General features: G+C 62.6%; 18 protein-coding genes and 1 pseudogene. 6 read left to right on the top strand and 13 right to left on the bottom strand.

The window, feature by feature from the left end; genetic code table 11:
- Nucleotides 1–11 precede the first annotated feature (11 nt).
- Both CQ020_RS19880 and CQ020_RS19875 read right to left on the bottom strand, forming a co-directional pair.
- Nucleotides 12–1,610 (bottom strand): HNH endonuclease signature motif containing protein, encoded by a 1,599-nt coding sequence (locus CQ020_RS19880; RefSeq protein WP_105693447.1) that lies wholly within the window; start codon nt 1,608–1,610, stop codon nt 12–14.
- 236 nt (nt 1,611–1,846) lie between these two features.
- Complete coding sequence (locus CQ020_RS19875; RefSeq protein WP_105693445.1) at nt 1,847–2,674, bottom strand: tryptophan-rich sensory protein; 828 nt, start codon at nt 2,672–2,674, stop codon at nt 1,847–1,849.
- 111 nt (nt 2,675–2,785) lie between these two features.
- Between CQ020_RS19875 and CQ020_RS19870 the strand changes: the two genes are divergently transcribed.
- Entirely contained in the window at nt 2,786–3,322 is a 537-nt protein-coding gene (locus tag CQ020_RS19870; RefSeq protein ID WP_181151966.1) for a MarR family winged helix-turn-helix transcriptional regulator, read from the top strand.
- Here the strand turns inward: CQ020_RS19870 and CQ020_RS19865 are convergent.
- The 6 genes from CQ020_RS19865 to idi are packed head-to-tail and all read right to left on the bottom strand — an operon-like array spanning nt 3,317 to nt 9,197.
- Nucleotides 3,317–4,570 carry a prenyltransferase gene (locus CQ020_RS19865; protein ID WP_105693441.1) on the bottom strand — a complete coding sequence of 418 codons (1,254 nt, stop codon included), beginning with the start codon at nt 4,568–4,570 and terminating at the stop codon, nt 3,317–3,319. The two genes, CQ020_RS19870 and CQ020_RS19865, sit on opposite strands and share 6 nt — an antisense overlap.
- The gene (locus tag CQ020_RS19860; protein WP_105693439.1) at nt 4,567–4,923 is read right to left on the bottom strand and encodes a lycopene cyclase domain-containing protein; all 357 of its coding nucleotides are present in this window, start codon (nt 4,921–4,923) and stop codon (nt 4,567–4,569) included. Before CQ020_RS19860 ends, CQ020_RS19865 begins: the two co-directional genes overlap by 4 nt.
- Nucleotides 4,923–6,575: a phytoene desaturase family protein gene (gene crtI / locus CQ020_RS19855; RefSeq protein ID WP_105693438.1), complete on the bottom strand. Its 1,653-nt coding sequence runs from the start codon at nt 6,573–6,575 to the stop codon at nt 4,923–4,925. Before crtI ends, CQ020_RS19860 begins: the two co-directional genes overlap by 1 nt.
- Entirely contained in the window at nt 6,572–7,507 is a 936-nt protein-coding gene (locus tag CQ020_RS19850; protein WP_105693436.1) for a squalene/phytoene synthase family protein, read from the bottom strand. Before CQ020_RS19850 ends, crtI begins: the two co-directional genes overlap by 4 nt.
- Nucleotides 7,504–8,646, bottom strand: a complete 1,143-nt coding sequence (locus CQ020_RS19845; RefSeq protein WP_105693434.1) for a polyprenyl synthetase family protein — start codon at nt 8,644–8,646, stop codon at nt 7,504–7,506. The genes CQ020_RS19850 and CQ020_RS19845 overlap by 4 nt, the downstream gene beginning before the upstream one ends.
- Entirely contained in the window at nt 8,643–9,197 is a 555-nt protein-coding gene (idi, locus tag CQ020_RS19840) for an isopentenyl-diphosphate Delta-isomerase (RefSeq protein ID WP_105693432.1), read from the bottom strand. Before idi ends, CQ020_RS19845 begins: the two co-directional genes overlap by 4 nt.
- A gap of 131 nt (nt 9,198–9,328) precedes the next feature.
- Here idi and CQ020_RS19835 point away from each other — a divergent pair, with 131 nt between their 5' ends.
- Nucleotides 9,329–9,919: a MarR family winged helix-turn-helix transcriptional regulator gene (locus CQ020_RS19835; protein ID WP_105693429.1), complete on the top strand. Its 591-nt coding sequence runs from the start codon at nt 9,329–9,331 to the stop codon at nt 9,917–9,919.
- A gap of 34 nt (nt 9,920–9,953) precedes the next feature.
- Here CQ020_RS19835 and CQ020_RS19830 read toward each other — a convergent pair whose 3' ends face one another.
- Nucleotides 9,954–10,763: a CPBP family intramembrane glutamic endopeptidase gene (locus CQ020_RS19830; RefSeq protein WP_374955204.1), complete on the bottom strand. Its 810-nt coding sequence runs from the start codon at nt 10,761–10,763 to the stop codon at nt 9,954–9,956.
- Between the two features lie 184 nt (nt 10,764–10,947).
- Here CQ020_RS19830 and CQ020_RS19825 point away from each other — a divergent pair, with 184 nt between their 5' ends.
- The 3 genes from CQ020_RS19825 to CQ020_RS19815 all read left to right on the top strand — a co-directional run bounded on the left by CQ020_RS19825 (nt 10,948) and on the right by CQ020_RS19815 (nt 14,765).
- Nucleotides 10,948–12,048: an EAL domain-containing protein gene (locus tag CQ020_RS19825; RefSeq protein ID WP_105693425.1), complete on the top strand. Its 1,101-nt coding sequence runs from the start codon at nt 10,948–10,950 to the stop codon at nt 12,046–12,048.
- Nucleotides 12,049–12,163: 115 nt separating this feature from the next.
- Nucleotides 12,164–13,468 carry a glycosyltransferase family 87 protein gene (locus tag CQ020_RS19820; protein ID WP_105693423.1) on the top strand — a complete coding sequence of 435 codons (1,305 nt, stop codon included), beginning with the start codon at nt 12,164–12,166 and terminating at the stop codon, nt 13,466–13,468.
- 34 nt (nt 13,469–13,502) lie between these two features.
- The gene (locus CQ020_RS19815; RefSeq protein WP_374955205.1) at nt 13,503–14,765 is read left to right on the top strand and encodes a glycosyltransferase 87 family protein; all 1,263 of its coding nucleotides are present in this window, start codon (nt 13,503–13,505) and stop codon (nt 14,763–14,765) included.
- A gap of 14 nt (nt 14,766–14,779) precedes the next feature.
- On the opposite strand, the gene mptB is transcribed toward CQ020_RS19815, so the two are convergent.
- The 4 genes from mptB to CQ020_RS19795 all read right to left on the bottom strand — a co-directional run bounded on the left by mptB (nt 14,780) and on the right by CQ020_RS19795 (nt 20,077).
- Nucleotides 14,780–16,390 (bottom strand): polyprenol phosphomannose-dependent alpha 1,6 mannosyltransferase MptB, encoded by a 1,611-nt coding sequence (gene mptB / locus CQ020_RS19810; protein ID WP_105693421.1) that lies wholly within the window; start codon nt 16,388–16,390, stop codon nt 14,780–14,782.
- 187 nt (nt 16,391–16,577) lie between these two features.
- Nucleotides 16,578–17,465: an SGNH/GDSL hydrolase family protein gene (locus tag CQ020_RS19805; protein WP_105693419.1), complete on the bottom strand. Its 888-nt coding sequence runs from the start codon at nt 17,463–17,465 to the stop codon at nt 16,578–16,580.
- A 63-nt stretch (nt 17,466–17,528) separates the two neighbouring features.
- On the bottom strand, nt 17,529–18,554 hold the full coding sequence (locus CQ020_RS19800; protein ID WP_062071164.1) for an ATP-dependent 6-phosphofructokinase: 1,026 nt from the start codon (nt 18,552–18,554) through the stop codon (nt 17,529–17,531).
- Nucleotides 18,555–18,589: 35 nt separating this feature from the next.
- Nucleotides 18,590–20,077 (bottom strand): glyceraldehyde-3-phosphate dehydrogenase, encoded by a 1,488-nt coding sequence (locus CQ020_RS19795; protein WP_105693418.1) that lies wholly within the window; start codon nt 20,075–20,077, stop codon nt 18,590–18,592.
- 290 nt (nt 20,078–20,367) lie between these two features.
- Here CQ020_RS19795 and CQ020_RS24665 point away from each other — a divergent pair.
- Nucleotides 20,368–20,443 (top strand): annotated as a pseudogene (locus CQ020_RS24665) (3-hexulose-6-phosphate synthase); the annotation flags it as partial.

Genomic DNA, 20,443 nt, shown 5'->3' with positions numbered 1-20,443 from the left:
CCAACGCGCACCTAAACCCGGGTGAGGTCCCGACTTTCCTGTTGAGGTGATCCCCGTTTGGCTTTGGACTGTTTTGCCGTCGTCGCCAGGACTGTTGCCTGCGTGGCTCGCGTCGGCGTTGCTTCGACTGCCGCCACCGTCGCCTGTGATGAATGATCACTGCGCTCGCGTCCTGAGCCACGCTTATACCCCGGCAGTGGTGGCGCAGTGGATTGGTAGCTATGCCCTGTGGGAGTGCTCATGCGAAGGGTATGTACGTCGCCAGGTGTGGTTTTCGCCGTCCAGCCCGGATTTTCCTTGGTGTGGTTGCAGGCTTCGCAGAGTCCTGCGCCGTTGTTCAAGGTGGTGGTTCCGCCCGAGTGCCAGGGGACCACATGGTCGATGTGTCGGATGGGCGCGTCGCAGTAGGGGGTGCGGCAGGTATCGTCCCGGGCTTCGATGAATCGTCTTAACCTTGTGGGGAAGAGCCGGGCTTTGGAGTCCATGCTGAGGAGCTCGCCCGTTCCGGGTGCCGTGTAGAGCCGTCGCAGCCACACATTGAAGTCAAGGTGCGGATCTGACGCGCCTTCCTGGCCGGTCGCCAAACCACTTGCTTCGGCTGCCTGACGTTCACCAACCTGACGTTCCCCAACCTGACGCTCACCAAGCAGGGTTCTGGCCCACTGTGCCGGGACGATTCCGTACCCCTTGAGCCGTGCTGGTTCGCTGTCACCTTGGAACAGGGTAGGGTCCGTCATCACAAGGTCCAGGTTGATCCCGGAGAACCCGCCCGGGGTTCCGGTGACCCGCTCCACCAAGGTATCGGCCATGACCTGGCCGTGGGGACGGGAATCGCCGCTGGAACGGGCTGAGTCCGCGGCCCGGGTCAACGCCGCATACGCAGACACCCCCTGAGCCACCGGAAGCAATGCCGTGAGGTAGGTCATGGTGTCCGGAGCGGGTCGCAGGCTCACTGTTCGTTCGGTGGCTGCGTGACTGGCACGACGAACCACCGAGCGGGGATCACGACGGTACGCGGCAGCCTTCGCAGCAGCGATGATTGCCCGGTCGCCTTTCCCTTCGAAAGTCCCGGCATCGGGGGCGAGTTCCTCATCCACCGCAAACCGGTCCTCAACCGACAGACACGCTGTTTCCTTCACCAGCAGCGCGGCCCGCCATTCATTGAGCTGTCCGGATTCCAGGGCGGCCAGTGTTCGGGGCATCTCCGCCACCACAGCCTTCGCGAAGCCCAACAACCGGGATCCCCGGTTTGGGGACTCCCGCCGAGCCAACGCAACCTGCGCTCCGACGCCCTGACCCTGCTCAGCCTTCGGAACACCAGCTGCGGCCTGCTCTTGGCGTTGGGCAAGGTCAAACGCCACAGCAATTCGAGCCTGCAGAGCGGTGATGGCAGACTTCAGGTCCTCCAACCCGCGGATCTGTTCGATCAGCTCGCGGCTGGAGCTACCAAGAGGGACAGACCCAAGGAGCGCGATCAGGTCAGAAACCCGGGGCGCTGAAGAACCAGACAGAGGCACTGAGGCTGGGGGAGTGGAGTCGCCCGGCAGAGGTTTCGCGGCTCGATCGAGCACATCGCCTGACGGCGTTTGCGTGGCCCGAATCTGCTTCATGCCTCAACTCTTCCAGCAGGCGGCAGGCGCTATAAGACCGCAACTTCCGTATGTGGAAACCAAGACCTATGTGGAAAAGCGCCCAGATTCGCGCCTTCAGCGCGTCGAACCGGGGGCCTGCCCTTCCGTGGTCAAGACGGCCACCCCGGTTCGTCACCGGTGGGCCGAAACCGCGGCTTACCGGTCAATCCGGGCTCGTCACCGGTGTGCGGAAGCCCCGGCATAACCTCAGCGCGTCACTGGCCGGCGGAAACCCCTGCGCCAACCCCGGTTCCGGCCCCAGCCATCACACTCCGGGCCCGCACCGTGATGGCTGCCCCGAGAACAAGGGCAGCAGCAACAGCCGCGGCGACCGCCGTCGGGAATGACTCAGGTGCGTCGGCGCTGCGGCCGACGGTGATCCACACGAGGCCCCACGCGATAGCCGCCGCCAAGGCGAGCCGGCCGTGACCCTTGATTGCCAAGGCGATTCCGACGACGGCGACCACCACGAGCACAGCCACTGACCAGATTTCGGGACGCAACCCAAAGCCCTGAAAACCAGATGCCTTCAAAGCCGCCGCGATGTTGGCGCACACGGCCACACTGGTCCAGCCGAGGTACAAACCCAGGGTCCCGTCCACCACCACAGCCTCAACCCACGAGGCCGCGCGGCTCTGGCTGTACCGCAGAAACGCGAGGACAAGAGTCACCAGCAGGGCCAGGATCACCAGCACGCTGACAACAAGAAGGCCGGCCTGAACGGACAAAATCCAGGCCGCATTCAGAATCATGGACAGAGCCACGATCCAGCCGAGGGAACGCTGACGGGAACCGGTCCGCTGTGAAGGCAACCACTGCCACACCGTGTAGGCAACAAGTCCGGTGTACACCACGGACCAGATGGAGAAGGCGGGCGTGGCCGGGGCAAGCAGTGTGGAGTCGGCGGCCAGGGCGCCGCCGGCAGCCTGCGCAATGGGGGTTCCGCCGAAGACTCCGACGCCGATCATGGAACCAACAATGCAGACCACCAAGCTCACGGTGACTGCGATCTGCCGCATAAGATCCGGGCTTTGAGTTTTCATATGCTGGGCCTCTTTCCTTGTGGGATGTGCGGTGTCATGCATTAGTGGGCTGGGTGACTTAGTATCAAAATGCTAGTCACACAAGCTTTACGCTTATCGAAGGAACGTCGGATGGAAACGGAAGGCCACGCTAAGGGCTATTGGTACGGCAAAGACCCAGGTCAGAAGGCCATTGCCATTGACGTGCTGAACGCCCTCCGGGATTATCGCGCCTCCGAGCAAGCGATGCGTCGCCGGACCCGGTCATCCATGGGGATGGGTGAGAAGGACCTGCTGGCCCTGCGCTACCTGTTCGAGGCGGAGGCCGACGGAAAAATGATGAAGCCGAAGGATCTGGGCGACAAGCTCGGGATAACATCGGCGTCCATGACCACGCTGATCGACCGACTGGTGGAGTCCGGCCACATCCGCCGCGAACCCCATCCCACCGATCGTCGTGCGCTGATCCTGAGGGCAACCCCGGGTTCGGACCAGGAAGTGCGTCATACCCTGGGTGGAATGCACCGGCGGATGCTGGATGCGGCCTGTGCCTTGAACCCGGACGAGTCGCAGATCGTGGTGAACTTCCTGCAGCACATGCGCGAAGCCCTGGACACCATCGACGAAGAGCCTGAGCACGCCGAGAACCCTGGGACGTCCCCGTCATGACGTGAGGCTCCACTGCAGGATGAAAATGAGCGTCACCAGGAATCCTGAACCGTAGTTGAGCCAGATGAACCGCCGCCATGCCACGTTGGTGCGCGCCGCCGTCGTATCCGTCACGTTCCAATACGGGGCGCAATTGATGATGTACGGGACGGCGATGATCGCCGCGAGCGGCCCGGGCCACGGCGTGGCCAGCATCGCCAGGCCCGCCACAAGCCAGAGTCCGACGGCGAGCCGCACCGTCCGGCGGGCACCGATGACGGTTGCTATGGAGCCGATGCCGGCCTGACGGTCGGGTTCGATGTCCTGGACGGCGCCGAAAGCGTGAGCGGCCATACCCCAGAGGAAGAACGCGGCCAGCAGGATGAGCAGCCCGGGTGTTACATCAGCGCCTGCCAGCGCCAAGCCGACGACGGCGGGACTCACGAAGTGCGTACTGGACGTCAGAGAGTCCAGGACAGGGCGTTCCTTGAAGCGGAGACCGGCCACGGAGTAGGCCACCACGGCGAATGCGCTTACGCCCAGGCTGATCCATGCAGCCGGTCCGCCCGCGAACGCCAACACCAACAGGAACGGGACGTTGGTGATCGCCGCGAGCCACAGCATGGGCCGGTGGAGATGAGGCTGGAGCAGTGCGCCTTCGATGCCGCCCTTGCGCGGATTCTTGAGGTCCGACTCATAGTCAAAGACGTCGTTGATGCCATACATGGCCAGGTTGTAGGGGATCAGGAAGTAGAAGGTGCCCACGATCAACACCCAGTCGATGTCGCGCGTGGTAAGAAGCATGGCCGCGGCAAACGGGTAGGCGGTGTTGATCCAGCTGACCGGCCGCGATGCGAGCAAAGCCTGCGGGACGAGGCCCTTGAAGTTCCGGGAAGCGCGGGGGCTGGCATCGTTGCGCTTGCGCGTCAGCCATATCCACAGGCCAGGCAGCGCCACGACGCCGGCCAGCGGGTAGGCAAAATCCTCGATGGGTGCCAAACCAATTTTGAGGCCAAGAATGTGCGAGGCGTCGTAGTGGAAGAGCTCCATGCCGATCATGACGGAGTCGAACACCGCCGTGAGGACAGCAAGGGCGGCGAAGGCCAACCCAACGGCCTTCCAATGCCTGGCTGTCTCACCGATTTGGGCACCACCTCGTTGGGCACCACCTCGTTGGGCTCCACCAGGCCTGGCACCCGCACGGGCAAACATCACGCCCGCGATGACTGCTGCTGCGATGAACGCGAGCGCGAGCCACAGGTAGGTCATACGTTCTCACGCTCCCGCTCGTTTTCACGGCGCTTGGCAGGGATCCGCTCCATAATGCGCCGCGCGCCCGTGTAAAGCACCATGGTGCAGAGCACCAGGAAAAGCAGGAACACGGGTTCCTCGATGGGCAATTCCGGTGCGAGCAGCAACCCGGTGGCGATGGTTCCTTCGCCGCGCAGGAAAATTCCCAGCCCTATTCCGGCCAAGTCCCAGCCGAGGAGGAACAAGACTCCGACGGCGGTCACGATTGCCGCCGCTTTGGCGTCCCGCCAGAAGAACAGGCGGAAACGGTGATCGAGCAGGAGCATGCAGGTGATGCCCAAGAGCAACGAGACCAAGTAGAGAACACCCATTAGCCGATCCTGCTAGCTACAGGCCTCACAGTGGTAGGGCCAGTGCTGTGATCGCCGCGGATCCGCTTCAGAACAAGTTCGGCGCTGATGAGGCACATGGGCACGCCAACGCCCGGAGCGGTGGTTGCGCCTGCGTAGTACAGGCCGCGAACACGCTTGGAGGCATTCTGCGCCCGGAACATGGCGCTTTGCCTCAGGGTGTGTGCAGGTCCCAGCATGCCGCCGCGCCACGAGTTGTAGTCGCGCGCGAAGTCGGCCGGGCCTATGGTGTGCCGGACCACCACGCGTTCGCGGAGGTCCGGGATGTTGGCCCACTGGGCAATCTGGTCCAGGGCGGCGTCGGCTGTCCGTTCGATCAGCTCATCGCCGCTGCCGTCAGGTCCACCTGCTCCGAGCGAGGGGTCGGCGGGGATGGGAACCAGGACAAAGAGATTCTCGTGGTCCTGCGGTGCGACGCCGGGGTCAGTGGCGGTGGGTTTGCAGACGTAGATGGAGGCGGGATCCGGAATGCTTGGATCGTCACCGTAGATCGAGGCGAAGTTGGCCTCCCAATCTCGGGTGAAGAACAGGGAGTGGTGGGGGAGGTCCGGCAGGGAGCCCTTCACTCCCAACATCACCAGCACTGCACCGGGGCCGCTGGTGCGGCTCTGCCAGTACTTCTTGTTGTAGCTCCGGTCACGGACGCCCAGCAGTTGGGTTTCTGTGTGATGCAGATCAGCGCCGGAGACCACCTGATCGGCGACGCTGTAGTGCTCAACACCGGTGTTGTCCCGCCATTTCACGCCGGTGACTTCCCGGCTGTCCTTGCCGGTAAACCATGCGGGGAGGTCCAGGCCGTCAAAGCGCCCCAGTTTCTTGGGGTGGGCCGCTTCGCGGGTGGTGATCTTGAGGGCTTCGGCCCCCGTGTGGATCCTGACTCCGGCGTCAAGGGCCAAGGCTTCCAGACGTTCAACCAGGGCCCAAAAACCGCCCATCGGGTACTGCACGCCATCGCCGAGGTCCAAGGCGCTCATCAGGTGGTACATCGCTGGAGCAGCGGACGGACTGGTACCCAGAAATACCGCCGGGTATCCGAGCACCTGCCGAAGCACTGGGTGCTGGAACCGCTGGGAAACGTATTTGTCCAGCGGTGTCAGGAGCAGTTGGGCGAGCTTGGGCAGGCTGCGCACAACCTCCGGATGAAGCAGTGCCTGCAGTTTGGTGAACGGGTTGTAGAGGAAGAACCGTTCGGCCATCTCCGTGGTGTGCTGCGCCGAGGCGAGGTAGGAGCGGAGTTCCTTGGCGCTGCCGGGCTCAACGCTTTCGAAGGTGTCCAAAACCTGCTCGCTGCCAAGGGGAATTGTCAGCGGGTCCGGCCGTACGCCGTCGTGGTTTGGTTCGCTGAAGATGCGGTACGCAGGACTGAGGGTGCGCAGATCCAGCTGTTCGGCGGTGCTGGTGCCGAGCAGATTGAAGAAGTGATCGAAGACGCCGGGCATCAGGTACCAGGAGGGACCGGTGTCCCAGCGGAAGCCCTCCCGTTCGAGGCTGCCCGCACGGCCACCCACCCGGTCGCGTTGCTCAAGGAGCTGGACCTCATGTCCTTCGTGGGCGAGGAGTGCAGCGGTGGCAAGCCCAGCGATGCCACCGCCGATCACTACTGTCCGGGTCATCGGTGCAGCTCCATCCAGGTTGAGGCGACAGCGCGGGCGGCCAGTCCGGCTTTGACGGCATCCGGTACACGGACCCGGGAGCGGTAGAGCTCGTCCACGGTGGTCTGTTCAATTTTGTCCGTCAGCGCCTGGAACAATGCAGAGGCACTCCGGACTGCAGCGCGGGCGTCGCGGGGCAGCAAGGGAATGACGGCGTTGGCGTCGGCCAGCTGCGCCCGGATGGTGCTGACCCACTCCATGCGCTGGTGGTCCTCAAGATGGTCCGAAGTGCCAAGGTAACTGCGGCCCAGGCGCGTGGTGTCATCGGCCAGGTCCCTGAGGAAGTTGATGTTCTGGAAAGCAGCGCCCAACCTGCTGGCGCCGTACTCCAAAGCCGTGGCGTCGGCGTCGTCGATTTTCTCGTCCCGCATGAAGACCCGCAGGCACATCAGCCCCACCACCTCGGCGGAACCGTGGACGTAGCCATCGTGGGCATCGGCGTCGAAACGCAGGGGCGCCGGCTGTTGACCGGCAGCGGGAGCCGTCCGGCCGCCAACGTCAGTGTGCTCGCCGAGGTCCATGCGCATGGAGTCAAAGAACGGGTCAATGAGCGACTGATCAATCCTTGCGGCGCGGGCTGTCTGGGCGAACGCGTGGATGATGAGGTCGCTGCTGTAGCCGAGCTGGACTGCCCTGTGTGTCTCGTCAATGAAGTGGGTCAGGGCGTCGCACTGCTCCTGGTAGCTCAGGCCGGCCTCCGCCGTGACACCGTCAACGAGTTCGTCGGCCACCCGCACCAGGGCGTAGATGTTGCGGACGTGCTGGCGGTGCCTGGATCCCAGCAACCTGCAGGCCAAGCCGAACGAGGTGGAGTATGCGGAGATGACCTGGTTGGCGGCACGCTCGGCCGTTCGCGTGAAATGTGTGAACGAGGTGTCTGTTGCGACGCTCATGACTGCCGTCCCTCCAGCTGTACCGCGAGATCGAGCAGCACGTTGCGCACACTTGCCGGGATGGTGCTGGTCAGTTGATGGTTGAATGCCTGCATTTGTTCCTCGATAAGGCCCTCAACAAAAGCCTCGGCCCCGCAGCGGGTGAGATGCCGGCGGACATGCTCGCCGTCTCCGACGCTCAGCTCGGGCCTGCCAAAGAAGGGCTCAATGTCCGGCCAGGCCGTGGTGGTCCGGGCATGGGCGATGATGGCCGTCTCCTTCCCCTCACGGAGATCGGAAAAGGGATCCTTGCCGTGGCGGCGAGGATCCCCGAAGGTGGACAGGAGATCGTCCTGGAGTTGGAAAGCGAGGCCAAGGTGCCTGCCGGCTGTTGCGAGCGCATTCTCGACGGCGAAGTCGGCGCCTGCCAGCGCAGCGGCGGCACGCAGGGGGAGTTCGAAGGTGTACGTCGCCGTTTTATAGCCGCACATCACCAGGATGGTCTGGAGATCCGGGGCAATGACGCCGTCACCGAGGCCCACGTCCAATTGCTCGCCGGCCACGGTCTCGTTAATGGTGTGTTCCAGGAGGTCCAGGAGCCGCAGGCGAAGCTCGTGAGGGAGATCTGCCCGGGCAAAGGACTGGTGCGTGGCTGCGAGGAGCATGTCGCCCATCAGGATTCCGCCGGTCTGAGCCCAGTGGAGGACGCTCCCGGCGCGGGTGCCGTCTGCGCCGGACGTCTCACGAGCAGTTTCGCCGGCTTCCTCCAGGAGGGAACCGATCAGGTTGGGGTGCCCGCGGCGGACGAGGTCGCCGTCGATCACGTCATCATGCAGGAGGAAGGCGTAGTGCAGGAGCTCGATGGCAGCGGCGATGCTGATGGCGGTTTCGCGGTGGCGTGATTCCGCGGTGCCAGTTTCCTGATGATTCTGGTGACTCTGCTGAGTTTGGTTCAGGGCGTCGTACGTCTCCATGAGCAGGAGTGGCCGGACAAACTTGCCGCCCAGGACGTTCTGGCCGGCGAGCTCCCAGAGCCTGGCGAAGTCCGGGCCGTAGACCGTCGCTGCGCTGGCCCTCTTGCCGATCAGCCCGCCGAGTTCGTTTTCAATCGCGGTGCAGAGATCGGTCCGGCTCCGGACGGTGCTTGAGGTGATGGTCATGCTTCAGCTCCGGCTTGGAGCGGCAAAGCGCCGGCCTCAAGTAGTTGTGGGAATTGCAGCCCTAGCCAAGGGCTGAAAGCGGCGGGTGTGTGGTCCAGGGCGTCAGCTAGCAGCGCAGGTGAGATCCAGGCCCAGTCCGCAACCTCTGCGGGGTTGGGCTTCAGGACGCCGGTGATGCGGGCTACGTAGACGGGGCAGACTTCGTTTTCTACGATCCCGGTGGGGTCCACAGCCCTGTAACGGAAGTGGGGGAGGGCCAGTTCGATCCTGGTGGCATCGACTCCGAGTTCGAACTGTGCCCGCCGTTGGACGGCTTCCTCGAATTCTTCGCCGGGGGCCGGGTGGCCGCAGAAGCTGTTGGTCCACACTCCGGGCCACGTCTTCTTCTCTGGTGAACGGCGGGTGAGGAGGACTTCCCCGGCGTCGTTGAGCAGGTAGCAGGAGAAGGCCAGATGGAGAGGAGTGTCCAGCGTGTGCACTCCTGCTTTCGGGGCCTGCCCAATGGGCGCTCCGGCGTCGTCAAGGAGGACCACCATCTCTGTCGCGTTCATGTTGCGCCTTCCTCCACACCTTTGTTTCCAGCCAAGCCGTTTCTGACTGAACCTGCTGGCTAAATCCCAACATTGCTAGACAAGCTAGAAGAAAGGCTACCATGTAGGAAGTTGGGTGTAACATACCAAACATGTCCAGATCTGAAGAGATACCCGAAGAAGCCGGCACCCCGGTTTCCGCCGGCATCTATCATCTGGAGGCCAACGATCCTCATCAGGAATTGGTGGGTCGCTCCGGCCTTTCCGGAGCGGACGTAGAGCAAATAAGCGAACTCATGGCAGCGCTGGGAAGACTGCGCGAGGCAGAAGAACGCCTCTCCGACGCATCACTCAGATACATGAAGCTCAACCAATCCGACATGCGCGCCCTGCACTATCTGATTGTCTGCGCCAACCACGGCGTCATTGCCACACCCGGCGCAATAGCGTCCCGCCTGCACATCTCGACGGCGTCCACCACCAAGCTGCTCGACCGGCTGGAACGCGCGGGACACGTCACGCGACACGCACACCCCTCGGACCGGCGCGCGCTCGCAATCGCCATCACCCCCGAAACGCACGAAGCCGCCATGGAGACCGTTGGCCGGCAGCAGGCCAAACGGTTCCTGGCGGCAGCCCGCCTCACTCCTTCCGAACGGGAAACGGTGAAGCGCTTTTTGGACGACATGGCGCAGGAGATCGAAGTTTCGGACGAAGCGTGGGCGGGGACCGCGGGTTCCTAGTACAGGAAAGACGGCCTAGTCCAAGAAAGCTGGCCTAGTACAGGAAGATCGGCAGCCAGTCCCTGTTGTGCGCATGAACCAGCGCGAGGAACAGCACCAGGTCGAAGAGCAGGTGCACGGACACCACGTAGGTGAAGGATTTGGTGAGCTTGAACGTATAGCCCTGGAGCAAGGCGAAGGGAAACGTCAACAGCGGACCCCACGACTGGTAGCCGATCTCCCACAGGAATGACGAGAACACCACAGCTTGCAGGAGGTTGGCCAGCCAGTCCGGAAAATGTTGGCGCAGCAGGGTGAACGTGGTGCAGATGAAGAACAGTTCGTCCCAGATTCCCACGGCGTTAACGCCCAGGAAGAGCCGCCAGAAGATCTGGGGATCGGCGGCATCCGGCCAGTTTTGGTAGACGCCCGTCCTGATCAGGTACACCGGCAGAATGAAGTACCCGAGGGCAACCACGCCGATGAGGTAGAGCTTCGCGGCCAGCGGCCACTTACGGCCCGTATTCACCGGGAATCTGATGATGTCTTCCCGGTAGAGGAACCGGGACACCAGCCAGGGCACCAGCACAGCCAGGGCCAAAGCACCGCCCATGAGCGCCATGTGCTCATTGCTGAGGTCAGCGTTGAGGGGTACCAGGCTGAAAATAGTCATACCTGCTGCAATCAAGGCGAGATGCCGCATCAGTCGGTGGTCGATGAACGCTGCAGTCGCCATGCTCGCCACCAGCAGGCCATAGCCGAGCAGCCCGTTACCCAACGCATAGAGCGGCACGCCGGACAAAGAAAGCAGTGCCGCCGGCAGCAGCTTCCACGTCAGTGCGGTCCGGGGTAACTCCTTTGACATGGGTGTCACTCCTCCAGCATCTCAGGGCTTCCCGTTTTGCAACACGTTTTCCCTCGTCAGGAGTCATCCGGGTGTCTCAGGTGCAACGATTCCTCTGTAAGATTCGTGACAAGGCCCACACGTTTTCGTGGCGCCAGGTCATGGCTGGCTTTTGCCAGTGGGGGGACACACAAAGGAATAATTAATGGCTCAAGACGCGGGCTCTTCAATACCGGAAAGCGGAAACTCACCGGAGGACGATGCTGTGGCATCTCCGGCCAGCGAAGAAATGACCATGCGCGAACAAGTGCTGGACATCATCGAATCCATCCTTGCCGATAGCGATGCCCGGAGCGAAGGCGTCAGGAACAATCTTCGCGCGTTGCTTGAAGCACGCCCCGACAACCCGGAGCGCGTTCTTTTGGAGCACTTGCTGGAGACCCGCAAGACGCCGGGCTCACCGGTCAAGGTCCCGGTCCAGCGTGAAGCTGCCAGCCTGCACCTGGAGTCTTCGGACATAGCGCGGACCGTATCCGTGCCCGTCAGCCATGAAGTCCGCGAAAGCATCCAATCGATCCTTGCGGACAAGCTCCTGCTGACAGCCTTCCAGCCGGTTCATGCGCTCCCCGGTGGCGAGGTGGTGGGTGTGGAGGCGTTGACCAGGTTCGTCGGTGAAGATGGCGCCGGAGCCGATGTGTGGTTCAACGAGGCTGCGGCAGCCGGCTTGGGCACGGAACTCGAAATTGCTGCGCTGCATTGCGCCCTGACCGCAGCCCATGATGTCCCGGAAAGGATGTCTGTTGCGCTGAACCTCACTCCCGCAACGTCAAGCGATCCCCGTGTGCGGAACCTGTTGGCTGCGGCGGCGCTCGCCCCGGACCGGATCATTGTTGAACTCACGGGCAGCTTGGACGCCGTTGGAGGACAAACCGGCAACGACGGCCTGGGCCCCCTGCGCGCCCTGGGTTTGCGCGTGGCCATCAGCGCGTCCGGAGCCGCTTTGGTTTCCATGGAACGGATTGAACAGCTGCGCCCGGACATCATCAAGCTGGATCGCCACTTGATTGAAGGAATTGAAAGCAACGAAGGCCAAAAAACCCGGGCCAAGGCCATCGTGGAGCTCGCGCGGGAGATCGGTGCGGACATCATTGCGGAAGGCATCGAAACAGCTGCCGAACTTGATGAAGTCACTGCCCTGCAGGTTACGGCAGCACAGGGATACCTCTTGGGCCGCCCCTCCGTTCACCCCTTGGATTGGTCCACATGGAGCATCCGTGCGCAGACGGAAGCGCAGCCCGCAGGCTAGCCGACTGCCCGGCTTTTGGGTGACTCGCGTAAAGTGGCATGCGGGGGTTTTTCGGTCCCAAGAAAATCGGGGACTGCCAAGGCAGGGACCCACCTAGCCAGGAAGTTCTTCGTTGATGGACAGTTTTTTCAGTATGCTCGCGGATCTTCGCGATAAAACAATCCCAGCGAGGTTGGCGGCACGCATGAACTCTCCGCGGGGCCTTTTGTGGGGCTTCGTGGTGATTCACCTGGTGTTCCTGGTCTTCGCCGCCGTGTTGTCGTTGCGCGGGGAGGCCTTCAGCGACACCTTTATCTACCGTGAATGGGCGCTCGCGGGGTTCAACGATGCCAACTTGACCGGCGGACCCAGCCCCTGGGTTTATCCCATCCTGGCGCTGATTCCCATGGGTTTGGCAGCAGTTGCCGGCCCTGGCCCTTTCTTCTTCCTGTGGGTCCTGCTCACCACGCTGCTGAACGGTTGGGCGGTGCTCAAGCTCACTGACCGCGGCCGTCGGCAGGAAGCGATTCCCGCTGCCTGGTGGTGGCTGGTTTTCGTCTTCCTCATGGGCTGGCTGGGCTTCGCCCGCGTTGACGGGTTGACGGCCCCCCTTGTCCTGGTGGCCCTTGTTTACGGCGTCACGCGGCCCTTCGTCGCGTCGATCCTCCTGAGCGTCGCCACTTGGGTGAAGGTCTGGCCCGCAGCCGTCATGCTGGCCCTGTTCGCCGTGGTCAGGAAACGCCTGCACGTTGTGGCGGCAGGAATTGCGACGACGGCGGTGGTGGTTGGGCTGGCTGCGTCAGTTGGTGCCGTACCCAAGTTGCTGAACTTCCTGACCCAACAGGGAGACCGTGGCATGCAGCTCGAGGCGACCTTCACCACGCCATGGTTGTGGTTGTCGGTCCTGGGCGTCGGGGATTCCCGCATGTACATGAACACTGACATCAACTCCATGCAGGTTGACGGACCCGGTACGGCATTCATGTCCGTGCTGATGCAGCCGCTGCTGCTCCTGGCCGCGGCCGCGGTCGCCGCTTTGACCTTCTGGGCATTGCACAAAGGAAAGCTCAGCGGAGGCGTGGACCGCACGGAACTCCTCCTTTCAGGAGCCCTCACCTTGGTGACCGCCTTCATCGTTTTCAACAAGGTGGGTTCGCCGCAGTTCATGGTGTGGCTGGCTCCGGCCGTGGCTGTGGGGCTTGCGCACAACTGGAAAGAGTGGCGCGTGCCGGCCACCATGCTGATAGTGATTGCGGTTGCCACCTACTTCATTTACCCGCTCTTTTATGATGCGTTGAGCCACAACAACCCATGGATGGCCCTGGTCCTTACTATCCGTAACGTCCTGCTGGTTGTCCTCTTCTTCTGGTCAGCGCGTCGCTTGTATTCACTGGGCCGTAAGCCCTCCGTGGTCACGGCACCTGCAGGCAAGGAGCACTAAGATTTCAGCGACGTTCTTCGACCGGCTGGTCCGAATCCGCAGCCGGGTCCTGCCTCCTGCCGTTATTGGGTGGTTCGCCCGCCCTTCCAGCGTGTGGTGGGGATTCGCCGCGGTCCACTTCTACTTCCTGTGCTGGATGGCGTCCTTCTTCCTCAGTGGCAACACCTTCAGCGACACTGAGCAATACCGGCAGTGGGCCATGGAGGGCTACAACCCGGAGAGTCTCAGCGGGAAAATCAGCCCCTGGGTCTACCCCGTGCTGGCCCAGATCCCCATCTTCCTGGCAGGCATTGCCGGTCCGGATCTTTACTTGTTGATGTGGTACCTGGGAATCACGGCCCTCAACGCGCTGGGTCTCTGGTACCTGACGCGCGGCCCACGGCGGGTCACAGGGATCGCGCCCGCATGGTGGTGGCTGTTCTTCACAGTGTTCATGGGCTATCTCAGCTTTGCCCGCGTTGAGGGCATCACAGCCCCCATCGTGTTGATTGCGTTGATTTGTGCCGCCCAAAGGCCCGTTGTTGCCTCAGTTCTGCTGAGCATCGCGACGTGGATCAAGGTGTGGCCGGCAGCTGTGCTGGCACCCATGATCATCGCTTCGAAGAACCGGCTGCAGATGGTCGCTGCCGGGGTGGGCGTTACTGCCGTCGTAGGCCTTGGAACGTACCTCGCCGGTGGCTTCAGCCATATCCTGGACTTCCTGATCAACCAGGGCGAGCGGGGCATACAACTGGAAGCCACCTTCTCCACGCCCTGGGTGTGGCTCAGTGTCTTCAACGTGGCCGGATCCAAAATGGCGGACAACACGGCCATCAACTCCACGGAGGTTTACGGGCCCGGTGCCGACGTTGCCGCGTTCCTGATGCAGCCGTTGCTGATAGTTGCTGCGATCGCAGCCGCCATCCTCCTGATCCGTGCACTGAGGCGGGGGGCGGAGCGCGAGGAACTGTTCCTCGAGGGCGCTCTGATGATGACTACGGCGTTCATCGTGTTCAACAAGGTGGGCTCACCGCAGTTCATCATCTGGCTCGCCCCTGTGATCATTGCCGGACTGACTCACGATTGGAACCGTTGGAAGGTGCCGGCGGCCTTGCTGATGGCCATTGCCATGACAACGTTCGTGATCTATCCGCTGTTCTACACCCCGCTCATTCACGCCCACCCCGTTATGGCTGCGGTGCTTACCACCCGGAATGTCCTGCTGGTGGTACTGCTGTGGTGGTCGGTGCAGCGGACCATCGAACTCGGGCGGCGGGTCAAGCACGACGGCGCCCCCGTGGTCCCGAAAGCGCTCTAGCGAACCAACTCGCCCTAACGGATAGTCGGGGGTCGGTGGAGCAGGCGGCGGTCAGTCTGCCCCACCCAGCGCGATAACTTGCCCTGGACCAGCAGCCTGCGTGTATGAATGTCCAGGAACACCAGGTAGAACGCGAACAGCAGCGCAATGGCGAAAGCCAACGAGGACAGGTCCACAGAGACCTCCACAAAGGACCACACCGATAGTTGGTCCTGCGCGCCGAAGACCACAAAGAACGTCACGCCCACGTAGAGGCACCGCATCTGCCAGTCGTCCCTGATCCCCGTGACGGCCAGGAACGGCACGAACCACAGGATGTACCAAGGCTGAATGATGGGGGAGAGCAGCACGATCGCCGCGAAGGCAAGGGCCATCCTCCGCACCACACGCGAATGGTCGCCGCGGAACATCAGCACAAGGACCAAGGCTACGGCGCCCCACTTCATGGCGGCCCGCAGGATGTCCGCCATGGCATTGCCCGGCAGCCCCAAGGCGTTGCCGAGGAACTCAATCTGCTGGCCAATGAAGCCTGACGGGGAGTAACCCGTGAAACCGGGAGTGGGATCCGTGATGGCCCACGCCCAGCCCAGTCCCAGGCCGTAAGGGATACCGCTGACCACCAGGATGGCGAAGCTGATGCTCGCCGTTGCTGCCCAGATTCCGAACTTACGCGGCCAGGACGCCCCGGCGCCAGCCCACATCAGGCCAATGAAGGGCAGCAACAAAACGGTGGCCGGTTTGATCCCGATGGAAAGTGTCACCAGCAGGATGCCCAGGAGCGGCCGCTTGGTGGCCGCGAAGTAAGTTCCCGCTACGGCGAAGCCCACCATGATGGCGTCGTTGTGCGCGCTGGCCACAAAGCTGATGAGAAAGAGAGGATTAGCCACCGCAATCCAGAGCGCCCGGGCACCGTTGATCCCGTGGAGCTCCGCGAGCTTGGGAACGTAAATAACGCACAACAGCACCCCGCCTGCGGCCAGTAGCCGGAAGAGCAGGACTGATACGTCCGGCTGGGCGCCCGTGATGGCAACCACCGCGTGGGCCATCCACAAGAAGTAGGGCCCGTACGGAGTACGGGCTTCCGCCCATGCCGGGTCCGCGCCCAAGGCAAACCAGTTGTTTAAAGCCGAGATGCCGACGTCGTAAGGGTCCTGGCCTTCCATCATCAGCCGGCCCTGGCCTATATAGGCGTAGACGTCACGCGAATAGACGGGCACGGCGAACAACAGGGGAAGAGACCAGGCTCCGATCGCAGCGACGATCGGTTTGAGGGAGTTCCCCTCCCAGCTGCCCATCCGTTGGCCCAAACGCAGCCAGGACCGGACCAGCAACATGGCACCCACGGTCAGGAGGACGGCGGAGACCGTTACGCCCCAGCCCTCAGTGCGCAGGGCAATGACTATGGGGTGGCGGATCATGGGGGACCCGTTGGCGATCCAGCCGATGCCAATCGACCCGGCAAACATGAACAGGGAGCCAAGGAACCCCTGCAGGATAGCGGGATACGCTACGGGCTTTGTTGCCGGTGTTGTCGGTTTGGGGGACTTGGTAGCAGTGGCGGAAGGCTGGCGTGCTGCTCCTGCTGAGGTCTCTGGAAGTGGGCTGGGGGTACTGCCTGCCGTCATGACTGGTCGGTTCCCCCACTCACGGTATGGCGCTTCCAAGAAAATGAAACGCGGATTGAAGCCGAAGAGCTTGTACTTGCGGCAAGTGAAATTTTAGCGTCGATCCAGCCAACACCACCACAGGCGCGGCAAAGGGTGACGGACTCCATAGCGAGGGATCGTTATGCCGCGGGATGTTCCCCGGATTTCATGACTGATCCGGCATGCTCCCAGGGGCGCGGCCAACATATGCCCCCGGAGGCATACTTGCTCCGAATACGGGCCCGGGCTCTGGCCGCTTTGCGTGCCGCCCGTCGTCGGCGTTTCGCTGCGTCAAGCGGCGCACCACCCACGGAAAAAGATGTTCCCGGGCCCAGATTATGTCGCCCGTGCGTGCCTCACGCCAGTTCCGCTCGGGCAGGGCCTTCGGAGTCAACGGCTCCAGGGAATGTGGGACGTTGAGTGCATCGAGCACCATGATGGCGATGGTGTGCTGGCCAAGCGGGGAAAAGTGCAGCCGGTCCGCATTCCACATGCGGGGGTCCGTGAGCTGGCGCAATGCCCAGAGATCGGCGATCAGGGCATCATGCCGGGCCGCAATGACCCGCATGTTCTCGTTGAAGATGGCCACCTTCCCGCGGGCTAACCCCAGCACAGGGGTAGCGCCAAAGTCCGGCCCGGCAAAGAGCAGGATGGTCGCACCGGTAGCTGCCAGCCGTTCCACACCCGCGTCCAGTTCGAGGGCGAGTTTGTCCGGATCGCTCCTGTGGAAGAGGATGTCGTTTCCCCCGGCGTTGAGGGTGATCAGATCAGGGTGCAGCTCGATTGCCGGGCCCACCTGCTCGTCGAGTATTTGGTGGAGCAGCTTTCCGCTGACAGCCAGATTGGCGTAGGCGAAATCTTCGTGACCAGTGCTCAATTCTTCCGCTACACGGTCCGCCCAGCCTCGGAGGCCGCCTGGGCTCCGCGGTTCGGGATCACCCAAACCTTCCGTGAACGAGTCGCCCAAAGCCACATAACGGCTCCACGGGTGCGGGCCGGCCCCGAAGCGAGCGGAACCGCCCCGGGCCGAGCCATCCGCAGAGTAGGCGTTCATCCCCCCATAGTGCGCTTATGGAATCTTCTGCGCCATGGGTGGCCTCAGCTGGCGCGGGGCAGCTCACCCGAACAGGACGGCGGCTTCGTCGTACCGGCGCTGGGGGACCACTTTGAGTTTCCCGAGGGCCTCTTGGAAATCCACCTGCTCAATATCCGTTCCCTTGAGCCCCACCATGGTGCCCCAGCGCCCCTCCGCTACCGAGTGGACAGCGGCCATGCCAAGGCGGGTTGCCAGAACCCGATCGTAGGCAGTGGGCACACCTCCGCGCTGCACGTGGCCAAGGATCGTGGTCCGGGTCTCGATGCCGGTCCGGGCTTCCAGCTCTGGTGCCAGTTGGTCCGCGATGCCACCCATCCTGGGCCGGCCAAAAGTGTCAAGGCCACGCTCCGAGTGCGGGGAGTCCATGTGTTCCGGAACGAAGCCCTCCGCCACTACAACAAGCGGTGCCCGCCCGCGGGCGTGAGCTTCCTTCACCCATTGGGCCACTTGCTCAATACTGACCTTCTGCTCGGGAATCAGGATGGCGTGGGCTCCGGCAGCCATGCCGGCATGCAGTGCGATCCATCCGACGTGCCGTCCCATTACCTCGGCAATCATGCAGCGGTGATGGGATTCGCCGGTGGTCCGGAGGCGATCGATGGCCTCGGTCGCGATGTGGACGGCCGTGTCGAAGCCGAAGCTGTAGTCCGTAGCGTCGAGGTCGTTATCCACGGTCTTGGGCACGCCCACAATTTTGAGCCCGGCATCAGTGAGGCGCTTGGCAGCCGCAAGGGTGCCTTCGCCGCCGATTGCGATGATCGCGTCAATCCCCAGACGATCCAGGTTGTCCTTGATGACGTCCGGGCCGCCACCATTCTCAAAAGGGTTGGTGCGCGAGGTGCCCAGGATAGTACCGCCCTGCTTGGCAATACCGCGCACCATGGTGCGCGGTATGTCCATGACGTCACCCTGGACAACCCCGCGCCAACCGTCGCGGAATCCGACGAATTCATGGCCTTTGATGGCGATGCCCTTCAGAACCGCGCCGCGGATGACGGCGTTCAGTCCCGGGCAATCTCCGCCACTGGTAAGGATCCCAATTTTCATGCTTCAGCTCGCTTTGTTAGGCCTGGAAGTGACGGTCAGGAACCCACGGCAGCAAGCACCGACATGGCTTCCTCAACCACATTTGCTGCCGGGAACGACGGACGGTTCACGCCGGCCATCTCCTCCATCACGCGGACCACCTGGCAGCTGTAGCCAAATTCGTTGTCGTACCAGACGTACAGCACCAGGTTTTTGCCGTTGGAAATGGTGGCGAGGCCGTCAACAATTCCGGTGTGCCGGGAGCCCACGAAATCGGTGGACACCACCTCCGGCGAATCCATGTAATCGATCTGCTGCCGCAGGACCGAGTGCAGCGCCATCTCCCGCAGGTACGTATTGACCTCATCCTTGGTGGTGTCGTTTTCCAAGTTCAGGTTCAGGATGGCCATCGAAACGTCGGGAGTGGGCACACGGATGGAGCTGCCGGTGAGCTTTCCCTCCAACTCAGGAAGGGCTTTGGCCACAGCCTTGGCGGCGCCCGTCTCAGTGATCACCATGTTGAGTGCAGCGGACCTGCCCCGGCGGTCACCCTTGTGGAAGTTGTCGATCAGGTTCTGGTCGTTCGTGAACGAGTGCACCGTTTCCACGTGGCCGTGAATAATGCCGTACTTGTCGTTGATGGCTTGCAGGACAGGTGAGATGGCGTTCGTTGTACAGGAAGCCGCGGTCACAATCTTGTCGGCGTCGTTGATGCTGCTGTGGTTGATGCCATGCACGATGTTCTTCAAATCGCCCTTGCCCGGTGCAGTCAGCAAAACACGGGCCGCCCCCTTGCTCAGGAGATGCTGAGACAGGCCATCGGCGTCCCGCCAGCGGCCTGTGTTGTCAACAATCAGGGCGTCCTTGATTCCGAACGCGGTGTAGTCGATCGTGGCGGGGTTGTCCGAATAAATGACCTGGATCCGTACACCGTTGGCAGTGATCGTGTTGGCCGCCGCATCCACCTTGATGGACCCTTCGAAGGACCCATGGACTGAATCTCGCCGCAGCAGGCTGGCGCGTTTGGTGAGATCGTGGTCCGCGCCCTTGCGGACCACGATCGCGCGAAGCCGCAGCCCGTGGCCCCCACCTGCTTGTTCCACGAGAATACGGGTCAGCAGGCGGCCGATCCGGCCAAAGCCATAAAGCACGACGTCGGTGCTCCCGCCGTAACCGCTCACGCTCTTGCCCACCACTCCGGCCAGTTCAGAACGAAGGAATTCCTCAAGGTCGGCTCCGTTGCCCTCTTCCTTGAATTTCTGGTTCAGCCGGGCGATGTCTATGGTGGCTGAACCGAGCTGGAGCCTTGTCAAGGCCTCCAGAAGCGGCGCGGTCTCATCCAGAAGCAGCTCTTCCTTGCTGATCCGGCGGGCGAAACGGTGGGCCTTAAGGATGCTCATGGTGGACTTGTTGACCAGGCTGCGTCCGTGGATGGTGGTCACCACGTTGTATTCGCGGTAGAGCCGGCCGATCACCGGAATCATGGCTTCGGCCAGGGCCTCCCGGCCCATCCACTCAGCAAGATACGGATCTGAGGTTTGCATGGAGCTACCTTTCCAGTGGAGGGGCGGGTCTGTTCAGCGGCCTTCCGGGATGATCCAGGGGCTACCCATCCATCGTCGTTCCAGGGCCAAGGATGCGGAACGCTAATTCAGGATGGTTATCACCACCCTTTCGGGTGGGCAGGATGACATCCAGGGAACTGGCCTCCACGCCCTCACGCTTCCCAGTCCGAAAGGGTAGTTCCAACCATCCAAAAACAGCGTTACCCCTGCCCGTCCGCTTAGGGACGATTGATGAGGAACCTCACTTCTTACTGAAAGGCGACACCATCATGAAACTCCAGGTTGCTATTGATTTGCTCACTACCGAGGCTGCTCTTGAGCTGGCTGGTCAGGTTGCGGAGTACG

The organism is Arthrobacter sp. MYb23 (assembly GCF_002979775.1).
Lineage (GTDB): Bacteria > Actinomycetota > Actinomycetes > Actinomycetales > Micrococcaceae > Arthrobacter.
The sequence above is the reverse complement of the archived record's forward strand: the minus strand, read 5'-3'. Positions and strand labels throughout refer to the sequence as shown.